Here is a 15,221-nt window from a genome sequence, read left to right as displayed (position 1 = left end):
AAGATTCAGGGTCCGAGACGGGGCGGGAAATCACCCCCTCTTTCACCCCCTCGACAGTGGAGGTCACGGAGTGGATGTGCGACACGCGTCGTGGTTCGGCGACCCTGCGTCCCCGATCCTCGGGCACGTCCACCTTCCCGCCGACCGCCGCGCGCGCGGCGCGGTGGTGCTGTGCCCACCCCTCGGCAAGGAACACCTCGACACCTATCGAGGCGTCAAGGCTCTCGCCGAGCAACTCGCCGAGCGGGGACTGGCGGCAGTGCGCTTCGACTACACGGGCACCGGAGACTCGGCCGGCGATCAGGATTCGCCCGACGCGGTCGCGGCATGGCAGCGCAGCGTCGTCACCGCAGTGGAGACGGCCCGCGCGAGCGGCGCCGAGCACATCACCGTCGTCGGACTGCGCGCCGGCGCACTGATCGCGGCGACGGCACTGCCCGAGTGCGGACGGGCCGACGCCGTCGTGCTGTGGGATCCGATCGTCTCGGGCCGAGCGATGTTGCGCGAACAACGCGCCCTCTACCGTCTCGCCCTCGGCGCCGACGATCCCGAAGACCCCCGGGTTTCGATCGTCGGCGGGGTTCTCGCCCCCGAAGCTGCCGACGCGCTCGGCGCCCTGAAGATCGATCCGAGGTCGCTGAACGGCACACGAACCCTGCTCGCGACCCGACCCACAGCCCGCGAGACCGCCGCGGTGTCGGCGCTCGCCACCGCACTCGGCGGTGACGAGCTCTCCCTCGACGCCCACGAATCCTTCGTCACCCCCAGCACACTCCACTCCGCGATCCCGATCGAGCAGCTCACCCGGATCGCCGATTGGGTAGTTGCGGGCGCGCCGGCTGCCACCCGCGAGGTCCACTTCCCCGAGTGCGGCCGCGCGGTCGTCGCGACCACCGACTCCGGGCTCCCGATCCACGAGAGCGTCGAATATCTCGGCCCGAACGAGATGTTCGCGCTGCGCACGCACGGGGTCGCCCCCGAACGGTTCGACACCGAGGGGTTCGACACCGAGGGGTTCGACACCGAGGGGTTCGACACCGGCAGGTTCGGCGCCCCGCGCCGGTCCACCCCGACGGTGTTGTTCTTCGGCACCGCCTACGAGCACCGACTCGGCCCGAGTCGTCTCTGGGTCGAGCTCGCACGCGAGTTCGCCGCGCACGGCATCTCCACTATCCGGTTCGACCGGACCGGGGTCGGCGATACCGGCACGGCACACGGGGCGACGCCCACGCCGCTGTACTCCGACGACTCCGACCGCGACGCCCTCGATGCTGTCGCCGCCCTCGGCATCGATCCGCAGGACCTGGTGGTGATCGGCCTGTGTTCGGGTGCGTGGTACTCGTCGTGGGTCGCCCTCCGGGGTGCAGCACACTCCGCCGTGCTCGTGAACGTGATCCTGTGGTGCACCCACCGCCGGAAGTCGTTGCGCGCAGATCTCGGTCCGAACGCACCCGATGTTCCGGCGATCGCAGCCCCGGCGGAACCGCAGACGATCTCCCTGCGAGCCCGCATCAAACCGTGGGCGCAGAAGTACCTGCCCTATCCATTGTGGCTGCTGCTGGGCCGAATCGGCGTGACCCAGGTTCCCGAGGTCGGGTTGGAGGCACTGCGTCGCGCGGGTGTGTCGACCACGGTCGTGCTGTCCGCCGAGGACCACCGGTGGTTCCTGACCCAGCGCGGAGAAGAAGGACTTCGCCGCCTGCGCCGACGGGGCTTCACCGGGGACATCCTCACCAGGGAGGTCGGTGAGCACAGCGGTCGGCAGCGGGACGGGCGCGAGTTCCTCCGCACGGCGGTCACCTCGACCGTGCTCTCCCGTTTCGGGTCCCGCACCGCGGATCCCGCTGCAGGCGAGTACGTCTCATGACTCCCCTGCTGATGCTCGCCGTTCCGGTCGTGCTCGTGCTGGGAGTGTTGCTCTGGCGGCGACCCCAACGCGGGTTGCTGGCGATCGCCGCGCTCACGCCGTTCCACGGCCTGCTCGCGATCGTCCCCGGCGGTGAATCACTGTCGCCGTGGAAGGAGGGGCTGCTGCTCCTCACTCTCGCCGCGACCTTCGTCAGCCCCTACCGACGGCGGCTGCCGGCACCGTCCTATCCGTGGTGGCCGGCCGTGGTCGCATGGGTGGCAATCGGAGTCCTGTCGGCGTTGCTCGTCTCGGGGCTCGCCGGCATCATCGCCATCAAGATTACCTACTTCTACCTCGTCATCCCGGTGATCCTGTGGCGTGCACCGTTCGACGCCCGCGACCGCGACCACCTGGTGACGATCCTCATGGGCACGACGGCCGTCACCGCCGTCATCGGACTCGCGCAACAGGTGATCGGCGGTGAGCGACTCGCCGAACTCGGCTACCGCTGGGACGAGCATCTGCGCATCAGCGGCGGAATCCTGCGCAGTTTCAGCACGTTCACGACACCCTTCGCCTTCGGCCTGTTCGTGATGATCGGACTGATCGTGGGGTGCTCGGTCTCCTTCGCCGATCCGCACCGGCTCCGCAACAGACTGTTCCTGTGCGCGACACCGATCATGGTGCTGGGCATGGGTGTGACGATCGTGCGCGCCAGCTACATCGGTCTCGCCGTCGCATTGTTGTGGCTGGCGGTCCACCGCTACCGCACCCTGCTCCTCGGTTTCGGCGCCACCGCGGCGCTCGCACCGCTCGTCCTCTTCGCCGTGCCGAGTTCGATTCTCGCTCCACTGTTCTCCTCGTCGAGCCTCGGTGAGCGCGGGGACGGCTGGTCGCAGACCCTGTCGTCGCTGTGGGTGCACCCCTTCGGTCAGGGTCTCGGCGCGACCGGCTCGGCTGCCGCCGACACGGTGGCCCAGAGCAACCCGATGCTGTCGGAACTGTCGTACACGGCGGCCGTGCAGTTCGGGTTCATGCCCTATCAGCCCGACAACTACTACATGAAGCTCGCCGTGGAACTCGGCCCGATCGGCGTGTGGCTGTTCGTCCTCGTACTCGTGTGCGCCGCGGTCTCGACGCTGCGTGCATCCCGGGTGCTGAGCGGGCAGGACGCCGCACTCGCACTCGGGGTGAGCGGCACGATCGTCGCGGCGGCGGTCGCCTCCACCGTGGCGACCTATCTCGAGATCTTCCCTCTCGACGTCTATTTCTGGCTACTGTTAGGAACTGTCGGATGCGCACTGACGCAACACTGGTCACCTCACCGAAGCTCGCTCACCGCATCGGATTCGGCGCCCTCGCACTCCGTCCGTCCGGCAGTGGAGTCCAGACCTACGTCCGCGAGCTGCTGACCGCGCTCGACCCGTTGTTCCCCTCGGCTGCGCTGCGCGCGACGGTGCAGTGCGATGCCGTGGGTGAACTGCCCCCTCGCGTGACCCCGTCGGTACGACCGGTCGCCGACGGGGTGCGGCGGATGCTGTACGCCAAGATGCCCGTCCGCGGGGTCGACCTGTTCCACAGCCTCGACGTCGACCTGCCCGTCCTGTGTTCCGGTGTCACCGTCTCGACGTTCCACGATCTCGCCGTCTTCGACACCCCGTGGGCGTTCAGCAAGTACCGCGCCGCCGGTGAGCGCGCGCTGCTGCGCGATGCCATGCGACGGGCCGACGTGCTCGTCGCGGTCTCGAACTTCACCGCCGAACGTCTCCACGCGCTGTGCGGCCGCGACGCGGCGGTCACCCCGCTCGCCCCCGCGGCGTGGGCGAAACCTCCCACTCCCGAGGAGGTGCGGGACATCCGCCGGGTCTACGGGCTGGCCGAACGGTTCGTCCTGCAGGTCGGCACCGTCGAACCCCGCAAGGACGTCGCGCTCGTCGCCGACGCGTGCCGTATCCTCGACGTCCCGCTGGTGCTCGCCGGAGCCGGATCCACCGGACCCGACGCACCGGCCGGTTCGATCGGTCTCGATTACGTTCCCACCGCACACCTTCCCGCGCTGTACGCCGCAGCGACCGCCGTCGCATACGCCTCACGCTACGAGGGTTTCGGGTTACCGCCGCTCGAGGCGATGGCGTGTGGTGGGGCGGTGGTGACGAGCGCTGTCGGTGCACTGCCCGACGTCGTCGACGACGGAGCGCTGCTCGTCACCGAACACACCGTGACCTCGTGGACCGCGGCCCTGCGCGTCGTCGTCCACGACCGTGATACCGCGGATGCGCTGCGTACCCGTGGACGCGAGGTCGCCGCGACCTCGACATGGACGCGCACCGCCGAGCTCACGCGCGATGCCTACCGCTCCGCGGGCCTGAGAATCTGACGAGGCCGTCGCGTGGGTAGACATTCGCTGGCCGACCGGATGGCCGAAACCGTCGTGATGGAGCGGATCGTCGCGGCGCACGACCCCGGCGGTACTCTCCACGAACCGCAGACCCTGGAGCTCGACGGGCGGGCCGCGCGACGCAACACCGTCGTGATGCTCGGCAGCCGGTTGGCCGTCGCCTCGATGGGCTGGGCCGGTTCGATGATCGTCGCCCGCGCGTTGGCACCGGACGACTTCGGCAAGTTCTCCTTCGTATTCGGCCTGCTCGGGTTGCTGTCCGTCGTCACCGATCTCGGCGTGGGCCGAGTGGTGCTCGCCAAGCTCGTCGAGTGCAATCCGTGGGAGGTCTCCTACGTCACCACCGCGTTCATCGCGTTGCGCGGTGTGCTCGGTCTGCTCGGGTACGCGCTGGCCATCGGGTACGTGCTGCTGCTCGGATACTCGTCCGATGTCGTCTGGGCGACGGTGATCGCCGGTCTCGTCGTGGTGATCGCGACGCCCAACAACGCCCTGTCGGTGATGTACCAGAGTCGACTACGCATGGCATCGGTCGCGGTCGCCGAGACCTTCGGCCAGCTCGCGCAGCTGATCGCCACCATCGCCGCGGTGCTGTGGAATCCGGTGCTGCTCGTGCTCGTCGTGCCGGCCGTGATCAACGAGGTCGTCGGCGCAGGCATCCTCGTGCGCGGCGTGCGAGCGGGCAAGGCCGGTCCCCTGCCCGCCGCACGTGCCCAGTTGTGGCGGTGGCGCGAGATGCTCGTCGAGGCCGTCCCCCTCAGCATCGGTTTCGCTCTGCTCACCCTGCTGTCGAAGATCGACGTGCTGATGCTCGGGCGGATGGACACTTTCGACTCGGTAGGTCTCTACACCGTCGGATACAAGTTCGCCGATCTGCTGTCGATGGTGTCGTCGACCGTCGTGGGTCCGGTGACCACGCTGCTGGTCGCCACCTGGCCGGCGCAGAGCGAGATGTTCCGGCAGCGCACGCGGGAGGCGGCGATGCTCCTCGCGGTGCTGGGCGCGACCGCTACCGCGGCCTTCTGGTCGTCGGCGGACGGCGTGCTGTCCCTCCTCTACGGCGAGCGGTTCGCCGAGGCGGCCGGCGCCTCGCGCATGCTGGTGCTCGGCAGCGCTCTGTCGATGCTCACCGAACTCGGTCTCATGGTGCTCATCGCGACCGGACGCCACCGCGTCTACCCGTGGGTGGCACTGGCCGCGCTCGCCGGGAACATCGGTGCGAACCTCGTCCTCATCCCCCGCATGTCGTTCGACGGGGCGGCGCTGGCGACGGTGCTCACCGAGGCTGCGATGCTCGTCGCCATCTGGATCGTGGTGGTCCGGAGCGTCCGGATCAGGGGTCTGTTCCCCTTCACCCAGACCATGGCGATCGCGATGCTGGGTGTTTCGGTGGCCGTGTGGATGTCGCTCTTCGCGGAACGCTACGATCTTCCCTGGCCCGTCACCGCTGTCCTCTCGGCTGTCTGTGTTCTGGCCGGAACCCATGTCCTTCCCATCACCGGCGGGCTCGGCCTCGCCGGTCTCGTCAAGTCCCGTTGAGGTTGCAGTGTCCCTTTCGCGGTCGATGCCGCGTCGCGTGTCGCGGTCCATGCCGCTCCGCGCCGTTCTCACCCTTGTCGGTGTGTTCGCTCTGTCGTGTACCCAGAGCACCGAGGCACGCGACTGCCGAACAGATCTGACCGCCGACAGTCTCGGGGTCGCGACGGGAGCCGGTCTCGACTCCCTCGACGCCGACGACCTCGACGCGTACATGTCGAAGGTCGCCGACAGCGGCGCCGGCTGGATCCGGTTCGACATGGACTGGTCGATCATCGAACCCGCGCGCGGACGCTTCGACTGGAGGGGCACCGACCGGGTCGTCGCCGCGGCCGACGCGCACGACCTGCAGGTGCTGGGCCTGCTCACCCACACTCCGCACTGGGCGCGGACGTCGGAGGCCGACCCCGGCGATCCGCACGGGATGCCTGCCGACCCCGGCGAATTCGGGCGCTTCGCAGGCGACGTCGCCGATCGCTACTCGGACAGTGTCACGCACTGGGAGATCTGGAACGAGCCGAACCTGACGGCCTTCTTCACCCCGCAACCCGACGTCGGCGCGTACGCCGACCTGCTCGTGGCGGCGTCGGAGGCGATCCGCAACGTCGACCCCGGGGCGGTGGTGATCACCGGCGGCCTGTCCCCCGGCACCGACAACGGCTCCGACATCGCCCCGACGACCTTCCTCACCGAGTTGTACGATCAGGGCGTGTCGCCGGCCTTCGACGTGGTGGGCATGCATCCCTACAGCTATCCCGCTCTCCCGTCCGACGCCTCGACCTCCGACTGGAACTCCTTCTACCGCATGCGCGAGATGCGCACCGTCATGGTCGAGCACGGGGATTCCGACAAGCCCATCTGGGCAACGGAGTTCGGGGCACCGACGGGCACGGACACCGACGCGGTCGGGCCCACGGAGCAGGCCGACATCCTGCGCGACGGGATCACCGAGCAACGCGCGTTGGGCTTCGTCGACAAGCTGTTCGTCTACAGCCTCCTCGACCGGGGCACCGAGGTGGCCGATCGCGAACAGAACTTCGGGGTCCTCACACACGACGGGTCGCCCAAGCCGGCCTGGGACGTGCTGCGCACGGCCGCGGTCACTCCCGGTTGCCTCTGATCAGCAGCGATTCGACGTGAGAGCATCGCGCGCCGCCAGGCGCAGGGGACGGACGAGGTCGGCTCCGAGATCCGCGGCGCGGAGGGTCCATCGGTGGTGCGGTCGCGAGGTGGGGACGGCGACGATCCGCCCCACCCGGTAGTCACCGTTCGACCACTGCTCCTTGAATTCCGATGTGCCGAGCAGATAGTCGAAGCGGTCGATGCCCAGCTCGTCGTGGCGGTCGGCGAGGTGGCGCTGCAGCAACTGGCCGGGCTGGTAGCGGCGTGCCTCGGGATGGAAGCGGCTCAACCACATCTCGGCCGTGGTCCCGGTGCGGAACATGATCTCGTGTGCCGTCCATCGGTCGCCGACGAGCAGGCCCACGATGAGCAGCCGGCCGGCGCGGGCCTCGGCGTCGAGCAGCGGCCGGGTGAACGCGGTGAACGGCGGCGCACAGAAGTTGTCGCGCCCGCTGTGTGCGTCGGCGGCCGCGGCGACCGCGGTGATATCGCGCCACCTCTGCGCGAGATGGTCCGGATCGCGCACCACTTCGACGGAGACCGGGGTGCCTTCGCGTTCCAGCGAGCGTTCGAGCCGGGACAGTGTTCTCAGTGTGCGCCGACCACGCAGCGATTCGGCGCCGGCACCGGTGGCGACATCGACAGTCAGGCACCGCTCGGTTCCGGCGATGTCGATGCTCCAGCGAGGCGAGGCATGCAGCATCTCGACGAGAGGGTCGGTGAGATCGACGTGGTCGAGTTGCAGTGCCATGTTCCGATCGGCGATGCCGTCGAGCAGGTCGGCGAGCGCGGCCTCGTCGGTCGCGAGGAAGGTTCCTATCGTGGCGAGGCCGTGAGCCGGGAGTCGTAGAGCGGTGACCCCGAGACGGGTGCGGGCGTGCAGGGGCGCGAGTCCGACGAGGCGCCCGTCGCGCCGGACGGTGCACACGGCCGATCGGCCGCGCCCCATCCGATTCCAGGCCAGTAGGTAGGAGGGGCGGGTCGCGACGCGCCGACCCACCTCCTGGGCGAGATCGTCCCATTCCGCGGAGAGCCGGACTGCGGATGTTTCGTCGTGGATCTCGAAATTCACGGTGCGCATGCACCGAAACCTTCGGTCCACGAATCCCGCATCTTCCGGCCTCCTGCTCGTTACAGTGAATTCGCGGCGTCGGTCTGCCGCTCGCTCCACCGCAAGAATCGCAGGTCGGCGGCGCGACGTTACGACCGATGCCTGAATTGTCCGAATGGTACATCAGGAGAGTCGATGGGTCGTCTCGCACACGTTGCACTGGCCACAGCCCTCTCGTGCACCCTCGCCGCACTCGCAGCGTGCGCTCCACCGCCCCAACCCCCTCCGCCGACCACCTGCGCGACCGACGACATCGGCATCGCCGCCGGCGCACCGCTGATGTATCTGCCGGACTCCGAACTCGACCGCGAACTCGACACGATCCGGGCGGTCGGCGCCCGGTGGCTGCGCGTGGACATCGACTGGTCGGTGATCGAACCGAACCGCGGACAACAGAACTGGTCGGTGCCCGACCGTGTGGTGGATCGTGCTCGGGCCCGCGGACTCGAGGTGGTCGGCATCGTCGCGTACACCCCGGCCTGGGCGCGCGTCGCGGGCGGCGGCGACACTCACGGATACCCCGCCGACCCGGCAGCCTTCGCCGGTTTCGCCCGGCAGGCGGCACAGCGCTATTCGACCCGCGTGACGCACTGGGAGATCTGGAACGAACCGAACCTGACGAACTTCTTCCGTCCCCGTCCCGACGTCGGCAAGTACGTCGAGTTGCTCGCCGCGGCCGCTCCGGCCGTCAAGTCCGTGCAACCGAATGCCCGGATCCTCAACGGCGGACTCGCACCGGCGGTGGACAACGGTTCCGACATCTCCCCCGTCACCTACGTGCAGCAGCTCTACGCGCGCGGGGCGCACCAGTACTTCGACATCCTCTCCGTCCACCCCTACAGTTATCCGGCACTGCCGTCCGATGTGAGCACGCAGAGCTGGAACACCTTCTACCGCATGCGTCTGATGCGCGACACCATGGTGCAGTACGGCGACGCCGCGACACCGGTGTGGGCCACCGAGTTCGGCGCCCCGACCGGCACCGCCGCGAACGCGGTGAGCACGCAACGGCAGGCCGACATCATCGCCGACGGTATCGCAGAGGCCCGCCGGCTCGGCTGGGTACAGAAGGTTTTCGTCTACTCGATGCGCGACCGCGGGACGAACCAGGCCGACGTCGAGCAGAACTTCGGGCTGCTCTACCAGAACTTCTCGGCCAAGCCCTCACGCGCCGTGGTCGCTTCGGCGACCTCCGGATGCGCGGCCGCGAACGACACACTCGAGTCCACGAACACCCCGGCCGACGCGGTGTGGTGACGGGGTGTGCTGACGATCAGGCACCGAGCGCGTCGGTGATCCCGTCGAGGATGCGATCGAGGATCGGCCCCGACGTCGCGAAGTTGATGCGCAGGACGTTGCGTGCGCCCGACCCGAACCGCACCCCACCGTCGGCGAGGACACGTCCCCGATCGCGGACGGTCGACACCGGATCGTCGATGCCGAGCGGCCCGGTGTTCAACCACGTCAGGTAGGTACCCTGCGGCAGGTGGTGCCGCAGATCCGGAATCCGTTCGCGCAGAACCTCGTCCACCCGTCGACGGTTCCGGTCGAGGACCTGCAGCAGGTCGCGCTGCCATGCACCGCCCTCGCGCCACGCGGCGAGCGTCGCGACCACGCCCGGCACCGAGACCGTCCCGTACAGGTCGAACGGCTCCGCGTCCCGGCGCTTCAACAGGGCCTCGGAGCCGTAGTGCACCACCGCGCACCGCATCCCCGCGAGATTGAACGCCTTGCTGGCGGAGGTGAGAGTCACCGTGCGGGCAGCGGTCTCCGGCCCGAGCGAAGCGAACGGGATATGCCGGTGCGGTTCGTAGATCAGTTCGGCATGGATCTCGTCGCTGACGACGAGCATGTCGAGCCGTTCGGCGAGATCGGCGATCCGCTCGAGTTCCTCACGCGTGAGCACCCGTCCGGTGGGGTTGTGCGGGTTGACGAGCACCAGCACCCGCGGACGACGACGCGCCGCCAACAGCTCGAACACATCGAAGTCGAGCACCCACCCGTCGCCCCGGTCGACGAACGGAAAGTCGATCTGCTGCAGACCCATCCGTCGCACTGACGCGAGGAACGGCGGGTAGTTCGGTGTCTGGATCGCCACCGCATCGCCGCGCGTGGTGCTCAGGTGCAACACGAGCTGCAACGCCTGGATGAGATCCGTCTGCTCGCGCACGGCTCCGGGATCGGGTTCCCATCCGTAGCGCGTTCGCATGCGCTGTGCGAACTCCTCGCGCAGCGGCGTCCCGTGGAACCAGTCGGGATAGCCGAGATCGCTACGGTCGACCAGCTCGTGCAGCGCACGCGCGATCGGCGGTGCGACCGGGAAATCCATGTCGGCGACCCAGGCGGGGGCCAGCCCGTCGGCGGCCGCCCGTGCCCACTTGGCACCGGACCGCACCGACAGAGCATCGAAGTCGAGGTCGTCGAACCCGGGCACCCCAGGACCGCCGACCGAGAGGCGCTCGTCGCGGGTCATGGTGAGAGAATCGCACGGTTCGCGGCAGTGCGCGCGGCGAAGTCAGGCAGCCGGTCGTTGGCCCGTGACGAAGAAGATCAACCGATCGGCGACGTCGACGGCCTGGTCGCCGAACCGCCCGTAGAAACGCGCGAGGAGTGCGGTGTCGACCGCGGTCCGGATGTCGCCGTCCCATTCGGGGCTCTCGAGCAGGGTGAGCAGTCGCGAGTGCACCGCATCGAGTTCGGTCTCGATGGCGTGTGTGCCCTTGATCGTCTCGAGGTCGAAGTCGGTGAACGCGTCGCGCAGGATCGCGACGATCTGCGCGGCGAGTTCGGCCATCCGGCGAAGATCGTCGCGCAGGAGGTCGTACACCAGCGACTCGGGATGGCGACGCCGTACGACCCGCGCGATGTGCAGGCTCAGTTCGCCCATCCTGGTGAGATCGCCCGTGATACGAACCGCGGAGAAGACCAACCGCAGGTCGGCCGCCACGGGACCCTGCAGGGCGAGGATCCGCACCGCTCGCTCGGCACAGTCGGTGTCGAGTTCGGCGATCCGTGCATCGAGATCGAGGGCGGCCTGGGCTGCGTCGAGATCGGTGTCGAACAGGGCGCGAGTGGCCAGGTCGAGCCCTTCGGCTGCGACCGCAGCGAGCTCACCGAGACGTTCGACCAGGTCGTCGAGCTGTCCTCGGAACAACTCCCTCATGTCTCGCTCCCTCCGTCGCCCGGTTCACGGCACGTGTACCCGGCTGGTCCTCTGTGCAGTCCTGGAGATGAGCCTAACGGCGCGCGTCGACGACACTCTCGGTGGCGATGTCCTCGGAGGGCGATGCGGAGCCCGCACCGTCGTCCATGCGGGCGAGATGAGCCTTGATCCATTCGGTGCTTCCCGGCGTCGCGGTGCTGTGCTGCGGTGTGCCGGCAATGCAGATAGACAAATCATTTTCCTCGTCGTGACGCCGATATGCTCGGCTGCGCAGGCCAAACCCATCCCCTGGAGTGACCGCCATCACTATAGCCTGTCGGCGCGAAGCTTCAACTCGGGCGGGAACACGGTCAGTAGCGCGACGTCTCCCGAGATTCGCCGTAACCGTTCTGCTCGGGATGAGCGTGCCCGTCCCGGTAGCTCTGTTGGTCGGCGTATCCGTAGTCGTGCCCCTCGTCGTAGCGGTACTGCCGGTAGGCCGAATCCTGGGGCGGGACGAACAGCGACTCGGGTTGCGACGGCACCGGCTGCGGAGCCCGGTGACGGTCGTCGGGCACCGGTCGCGGTGCAGGCGCCGCAGGTGCAGGTGCAGGTGCAGGTGCGGGCTGAGGTGCGGCGGCCGGGACGGGAGCCGGGGGCTCGGGAGCCGCCTCCACGGCCGTTTCGCGGCGCCGGGCCGGAAGCACGGGCACCAACTCGCGTCCTGCACCGAGCAGGACGAGACGCGTGGGCACCTCGATCTCGGCCAGGGCACGCAGTGTGTCCTCCGCCTGCGCTCGCTCCTCGGCCCCGGCCTGCAGCACGATCACGGCGAGCGCGAGCCCCTCGGTCTTCGCGCGGATCCACCACTGTTCCCCGACTCCGCAGCACACGATCCGGTCGCGGGCATCGCCGAAGGCGTCGGTCTCGACGGTCACGCCCTCGCCGGTGAGGAGGAGGATGTGGTCGCCGAGCGAAGCGCGCTGTCCGAGCATGACGATCGTGTCGAGAGGAAGCGTCTCCCGATCGTCGCGCTCGATCTGCACAGCTGTCCGGTGGCGACGCGCGACCCGCCGGGCCCAGGCCGGGCTGTTCGACGCTCCGAAGCGTCCGTTCAGCGCGACCAGCAACTCGGCGACGAGGACGAACACGGCGAGAAAGGCGACCGCGGCCTCGGCGCGCGGCATCGGGGACACCTTCGTCCCGGTACCGGCGGGCATCGACAGCACCTGGAGGTATTCGAGGCTCGCGCCCGAGCGTGCCTGCCGGAGCTGCTCGAGCCGCGCATCGAGTTCGGCCTGCACCACCGGATCGGCTACGCCCTCCTCGTCGGTGGCGATACTCGCGGCGAGGTCGGCACGCAGACCGGCGACGACCGCGTCCAGCTCGGCGATGCGCGCGTCGAGGGCGACGCGATTGCGTTCGGTCTGCGCGCGGTCGAGCTGCGTGACGACCGTCTGCGCGAGCCGGTCGGCGTCTGCCTGCGAGTCGTCGCGGGCGGTCACGGTGAGCAGGGTGGGCGACGAGCCGTAGCCGACGTCGATCCTCGACGGCAGCTTCGCGGGGTCCTCGTTCGTCTCGGCTGCGATCGCGGCCACGACCGCCGAGTCCTGCGACAGCGCGACATAGGGAGCGATGAGCTGCCCGAGGGTCGCGTCGTTGCCGGACACGGATGCCGACGAGCGGATCTCCGCGACGAGCGACGACTCGTACACCCCGGGGCCGCTGTCACGGACGAAGAAGACCGCGACCGCGGCGAGCGCGGCGACGAGTGCGGCGGGCACGGCCACGCGAGCGAGATCGCGGGCATGCCCCACAAGATCGACGGTGGGAGGAACACCGAGCTCACGACGCAGTTCGGCGTCGCGGATGCTTCGTTCGGACACGATGCACAGGCCTTTCGCTGTCGCCCCGGGGAGTGGGCACGTCGCCAGTGTGTCGCGACGAATCGGGCAAATGTTACCGACCCGAACGTCCGTCAGCTGCCGAGCAGCCAGCGCGGACGGGACCACATCTGCCAGGTCTCGGCGACGCGCGCTCCGGCCGCGAGATAGAGCGGGGTGACACGCGGCCTGGTGAGTCCGCACATCGCGACCGGGCCGCGCTGCGTGTGGGTGTGGGCGGCGCCGGCCCGGATCAGCCGGTTCGCGTATCCGCGACGTTGCCGGCCGGTGCGGGTGCCGAGCGACCACACCGTCCGGATCGGTCCGCTGTCGACGAGCAGGGTGCAGGACTGCAGAACTGCAGCCCCGTCGTCCGCATCCGCGTCGTCGAAGATCCCGATCACCTCGACGCCGGTGGTGCGGGCGACGACGTCGGCGTAGGCGACCGCGGCGGTCCCCGGGGCGATCCCGAAGGTCGCGGCGGCGAGTTCGCGGGCATGCACCATGTCGTCCTCGCCGAGAACCCGAAGGCCCGGATCGATCGGAGCGTCGTGGGCGACGAGGTAGGTCAGGTCCAGCGAACCTGCACACACCCAGCCGTGGTCGGCGAGAACCTGGGCGGCGCCGAGGCCGTCCCCGGCGAGCAGGACGATCGACGGGTGACCGGCCTCCGTCAGCGTCTCGTAGACATGCTGGGCGTGAGCGGTCACGTCGCCGCCGTGGACGAGCGCGAGGTTGTAGTCGGGGTCGGGGGCTGCGGTGATGCCGATCCACCAGCCGTCACCCTCGGACCAGTGGCCCCCGGACGTCAGCGGCCGCATGCTCGCGCCGTACGCACGTCGCAGTTGCAGCGACGATGCGAGAACCGTCGCGATCGAGGCGGCGTCCACCCCTTCTCCTTCCACTGCCACAGAAATCGACCCCGGACCACATCTACAGGGTCGGCACGAAAACGGCATCGGCGGCACCCGATGGGTGCCGCCGATGCCGTCACGTGCGGATCGGAGTGTGGACTCCGATCAGAGGTAGGCGCCGATCAAGTCGCGCAGGAACTTGATCGCGAACTGGAGCGGGTCGACCGGCTCCGGCTGCGACTGGGGGGCCGGCGGAACATTGTCGGCCTGGGGCGCGGCCTCGCCCTGCGGTGCGGGCGCGGACTCGGCCTGCGGCGCGGACTGTGCCTGCGGAGCCGACTCGCCCTGCGGTGCGGACCCGCCGTCGCCGACCGTCACGGAGATGCCACCGGTGAAGGGGCGACCGGACGCGTCGAAGATGTTCTCGTACTGCGCACCCGAGGCGTCCTGGCAGCCCCAGAAGACGTTGTAGGTGCCGTCGGTGATCGACTCCGGGCCGGCCTGCGAGGGTGCGCCGTCCTTGATGTACAGCGCGCTCGAGGTGCTCGTGTTGGTCACCGAGAAGCTCGTGCCGGCGGGCTGCGCGTCGATGCGGCCCGACGGATCGGCCGTGTCGACGGTGCCCGGCTTCAGGACGTAGGTGACGCAGGTGACGCCGCGGTCGACGTCGGCGCGCGTCAGATCGAAGTCGACGACGATGGCGCCGTTCTCCGCCTTCGCCGAGACGCTCGGACCCGCAGCGGACGAGACGCCCGGAACGACCAGTGCCAGCAGTGCGGCACCGGAGGCCGCGACTGCAGCCTTCTTCGCAACAGAATTCATCGATTTTCCTCCCCGTATTTCGATGTCGGCGACCACTTTCGTGAGCGGCACGCCGTCGACCGTGCCCGACGCGCGTAGAACGCGGGCACATATACGAGAACGTTACCGCTAGATGTCGTTGCTGTCGCGACGAGGTGGGGCATCGGCCCGGGCGGCCCGATCCACATGCCCGAGATCACGATCCGGCTCCACGAGATCACGCACTCGCCGTTTGAGCACGACGATCTCGGGAAAGCCCTTGTCCTCCTTGCGGTCCCACACGACCGTGTCGTCGACAACGATGCGGAACACTCCCCCCGTCCCGGGAACGAGCGCGACCTCGCCGAGAGCGGTACCGAAAGTGTTCAGCATTTCCTGCGCCATCCATCCGGCGCGCAGCAGCCACTCGCACTGCGTGCAATAGGTGATCGCGACGCGGGGAGCCTGCTCGGTCATGAGCGACAGGATATCTCCGCCGGAAACAGGCCCGAGAATAGGTGAAGCCCCGGCAATCGTGGTGGTGGA

At 69.0% G+C, this 15,221-nt stretch carries 14 protein-coding genes; 6 read left to right on the top strand and 8 right to left on the bottom strand.

From position 1 onward, the window contains the following. Nucleotides 1-70 precede the first annotated feature (70 nt). The 5 genes from NVV99_RS10270 to NVV99_RS10250 are packed head-to-tail and all read left to right on the top strand — an operon-like array spanning nucleotide 71 to nucleotide 6,903. The gene (locus tag NVV99_RS10270; protein ID WP_024101997.1) at nucleotides 71-1,867 is read left to right on the top strand and encodes an alpha/beta fold hydrolase; all 1,797 of its coding nucleotides are present in this window, start codon (nucleotides 71-73) and stop codon (nucleotides 1,865-1,867) included. Continuing rightward, on the top strand, nucleotides 1,864-3,261 hold the full coding sequence (locus tag NVV99_RS10265) for an O-antigen ligase (protein ID WP_144376954.1): 1,398 nt from the start codon (nucleotides 1,864-1,866) through the stop codon (nucleotides 3,259-3,261). The genes NVV99_RS10270 and NVV99_RS10265 overlap by 4 nt, the downstream gene beginning before the upstream one ends. Further along, on the top strand, nucleotides 3,144-4,226 hold the full coding sequence (locus NVV99_RS10260; protein ID WP_024101999.1) for a glycosyltransferase family 1 protein: 1,083 nt from the start codon (nucleotides 3,144-3,146) through the stop codon (nucleotides 4,224-4,226). Before NVV99_RS10265 ends, NVV99_RS10260 begins: the two co-directional genes overlap by 118 nt. Before the next feature lie 12 nt (nucleotides 4,227-4,238). Further along, nucleotides 4,239-5,786, top strand: coding sequence for a flippase (locus tag NVV99_RS10255; protein WP_242411661.1), 1,548 nt, complete (start codon nucleotides 4,239-4,241; stop codon nucleotides 5,784-5,786). Nucleotides 5,787-5,793: 7 nt separating this feature from the next. After that, nucleotides 5,794-6,903 (top strand): cellulase family glycosylhydrolase, encoded by a 1,110-nt coding sequence (locus NVV99_RS10250; RefSeq protein WP_242411662.1) that lies wholly within the window; start codon nucleotides 5,794-5,796, stop codon nucleotides 6,901-6,903. Here the strand turns inward: NVV99_RS10250 and NVV99_RS10245 are convergent, their stop codons facing one another. Next, a complete protein-coding gene (locus NVV99_RS10245; RefSeq protein WP_024102002.1) occupies nucleotides 6,904-7,986 on the bottom strand; it encodes a GNAT family N-acetyltransferase in 1,083 nt (360 codons plus the stop codon). It lies immediately after the preceding gene. Nucleotides 7,987-8,151: 165 nt separating this feature from the next. Between NVV99_RS10245 and NVV99_RS10240 the strand changes: the two genes are divergently transcribed. Beyond that, a complete protein-coding gene (locus NVV99_RS10240; RefSeq protein ID WP_024102003.1) occupies nucleotides 8,152-9,273 on the top strand; it encodes a glycosyl hydrolase in 1,122 nt (373 codons plus the stop codon). Nucleotides 9,274-9,289: 16 nt separating this feature from the next. On the opposite strand, the gene NVV99_RS10235 is transcribed toward NVV99_RS10240, so the two are convergent. The 7 genes from NVV99_RS10235 to NVV99_RS10205 all read right to left on the bottom strand — a co-directional run bounded on the left by NVV99_RS10235 (nucleotide 9,290) and on the right by NVV99_RS10205 (nucleotide 15,152). Then, the gene (locus NVV99_RS10235; RefSeq protein WP_024102004.1) at nucleotides 9,290-10,489 is read right to left on the bottom strand and encodes a MalY/PatB family protein; all 1,200 of its coding nucleotides are present in this window, start codon (nucleotides 10,487-10,489) and stop codon (nucleotides 9,290-9,292) included. 42 nt (nucleotides 10,490-10,531) lie between these two features. Continuing rightward, the gene (locus NVV99_RS10230) at nucleotides 10,532-11,179 is read right to left on the bottom strand and encodes a PhoU domain-containing protein (RefSeq protein ID WP_024102005.1); all 648 of its coding nucleotides are present in this window, start codon (nucleotides 11,177-11,179) and stop codon (nucleotides 10,532-10,534) included. A 73-nt stretch (nucleotides 11,180-11,252) separates the two neighbouring features. Continuing rightward, nucleotides 11,253-11,411 carry a hypothetical protein gene (locus NVV99_RS10225; protein ID WP_024102006.1) on the bottom strand — a complete coding sequence of 53 codons (159 nt, stop codon included), beginning with the start codon at nucleotides 11,409-11,411 and terminating at the stop codon, nucleotides 11,253-11,255. 118 nt (nucleotides 11,412-11,529) lie between these two features. Then, entirely contained in the window at nucleotides 11,530-13,044 is a 1,515-nt protein-coding gene (locus NVV99_RS10220) for a hypothetical protein (RefSeq protein WP_024102007.1), read from the bottom strand. Between the two features lie 92 nt (nucleotides 13,045-13,136). Further along, nucleotides 13,137-13,931 (bottom strand): hypothetical protein, encoded by a 795-nt coding sequence (locus NVV99_RS10215; RefSeq protein ID WP_024102008.1) that lies wholly within the window; start codon nucleotides 13,929-13,931, stop codon nucleotides 13,137-13,139. Nucleotides 13,932-14,060: 129 nt separating this feature from the next. After that, a complete protein-coding gene (locus NVV99_RS10210; protein WP_024102009.1) occupies nucleotides 14,061-14,717 on the bottom strand; it encodes a hypothetical protein in 657 nt (218 codons plus the stop codon). Between the two features lie 108 nt (nucleotides 14,718-14,825). Further along, on the bottom strand, nucleotides 14,826-15,152 hold the full coding sequence (locus NVV99_RS10205; RefSeq protein WP_024102010.1) for a SelT/SelW/SelH family protein: 327 nt from the start codon (nucleotides 15,150-15,152) through the stop codon (nucleotides 14,826-14,828). Nucleotides 15,153-15,221: the final 69 nt, after the last annotated feature.

Origin of the sequence: Rhodococcus sp. PAE-6 (assembly GCF_025290685.1) — a bacterium.
GTDB lineage: Bacteria > Actinomycetota > Actinomycetes > Mycobacteriales > Mycobacteriaceae > Rhodococcus > Rhodococcus pyridinivorans.
Note: the sequence above shows the minus strand (reverse complement) of the source record. Positions and strands in the feature narration are given on the sequence as shown.

Coding starts and splice junctions, on each gene's coding strand:
- NVV99_RS10265 (WP_144376954.1), top strand. CDS start 1,864: ATGACTCCCCTGCTGATGCTCGCCGTTCCGGTCGTGCTCGTGCTGGGA.
- NVV99_RS10260 (WP_024101999.1), top strand. CDS start 3,144: ATGCGCACTGACGCAACACTGGTCACCTCACCGAAGCTCGCTCACCGC.
- NVV99_RS10245 (WP_024102002.1), bottom strand. CDS start 7,986: ATGCGCACCGTGAATTTCGAGATCCACGACGAAACATCCGCAGTCCGG.
- NVV99_RS10240 (WP_024102003.1), top strand. CDS start 8,152: ATGGGTCGTCTCGCACACGTTGCACTGGCCACAGCCCTCTCGTGCACC.
- NVV99_RS10235 (WP_024102004.1), bottom strand. CDS start 10,489: ATGACCCGCGACGAGCGCCTCTCGGTCGGCGGTCCTGGGGTGCCCGGG.
- NVV99_RS10230 (WP_024102005.1), bottom strand. CDS start 11,179: ATGAGGGAGTTGTTCCGAGGACAGCTCGACGACCTGGTCGAACGTCTC.
- NVV99_RS10210 (WP_024102009.1), bottom strand. CDS start 14,717: ATGAATTCTGTTGCGAAGAAGGCTGCAGTCGCGGCCTCCGGTGCCGCA.
- NVV99_RS10205 (WP_024102010.1), bottom strand. CDS start 15,152: ATGACCGAGCAGGCTCCCCGCGTCGCGATCACCTATTGCACGCAGTGC.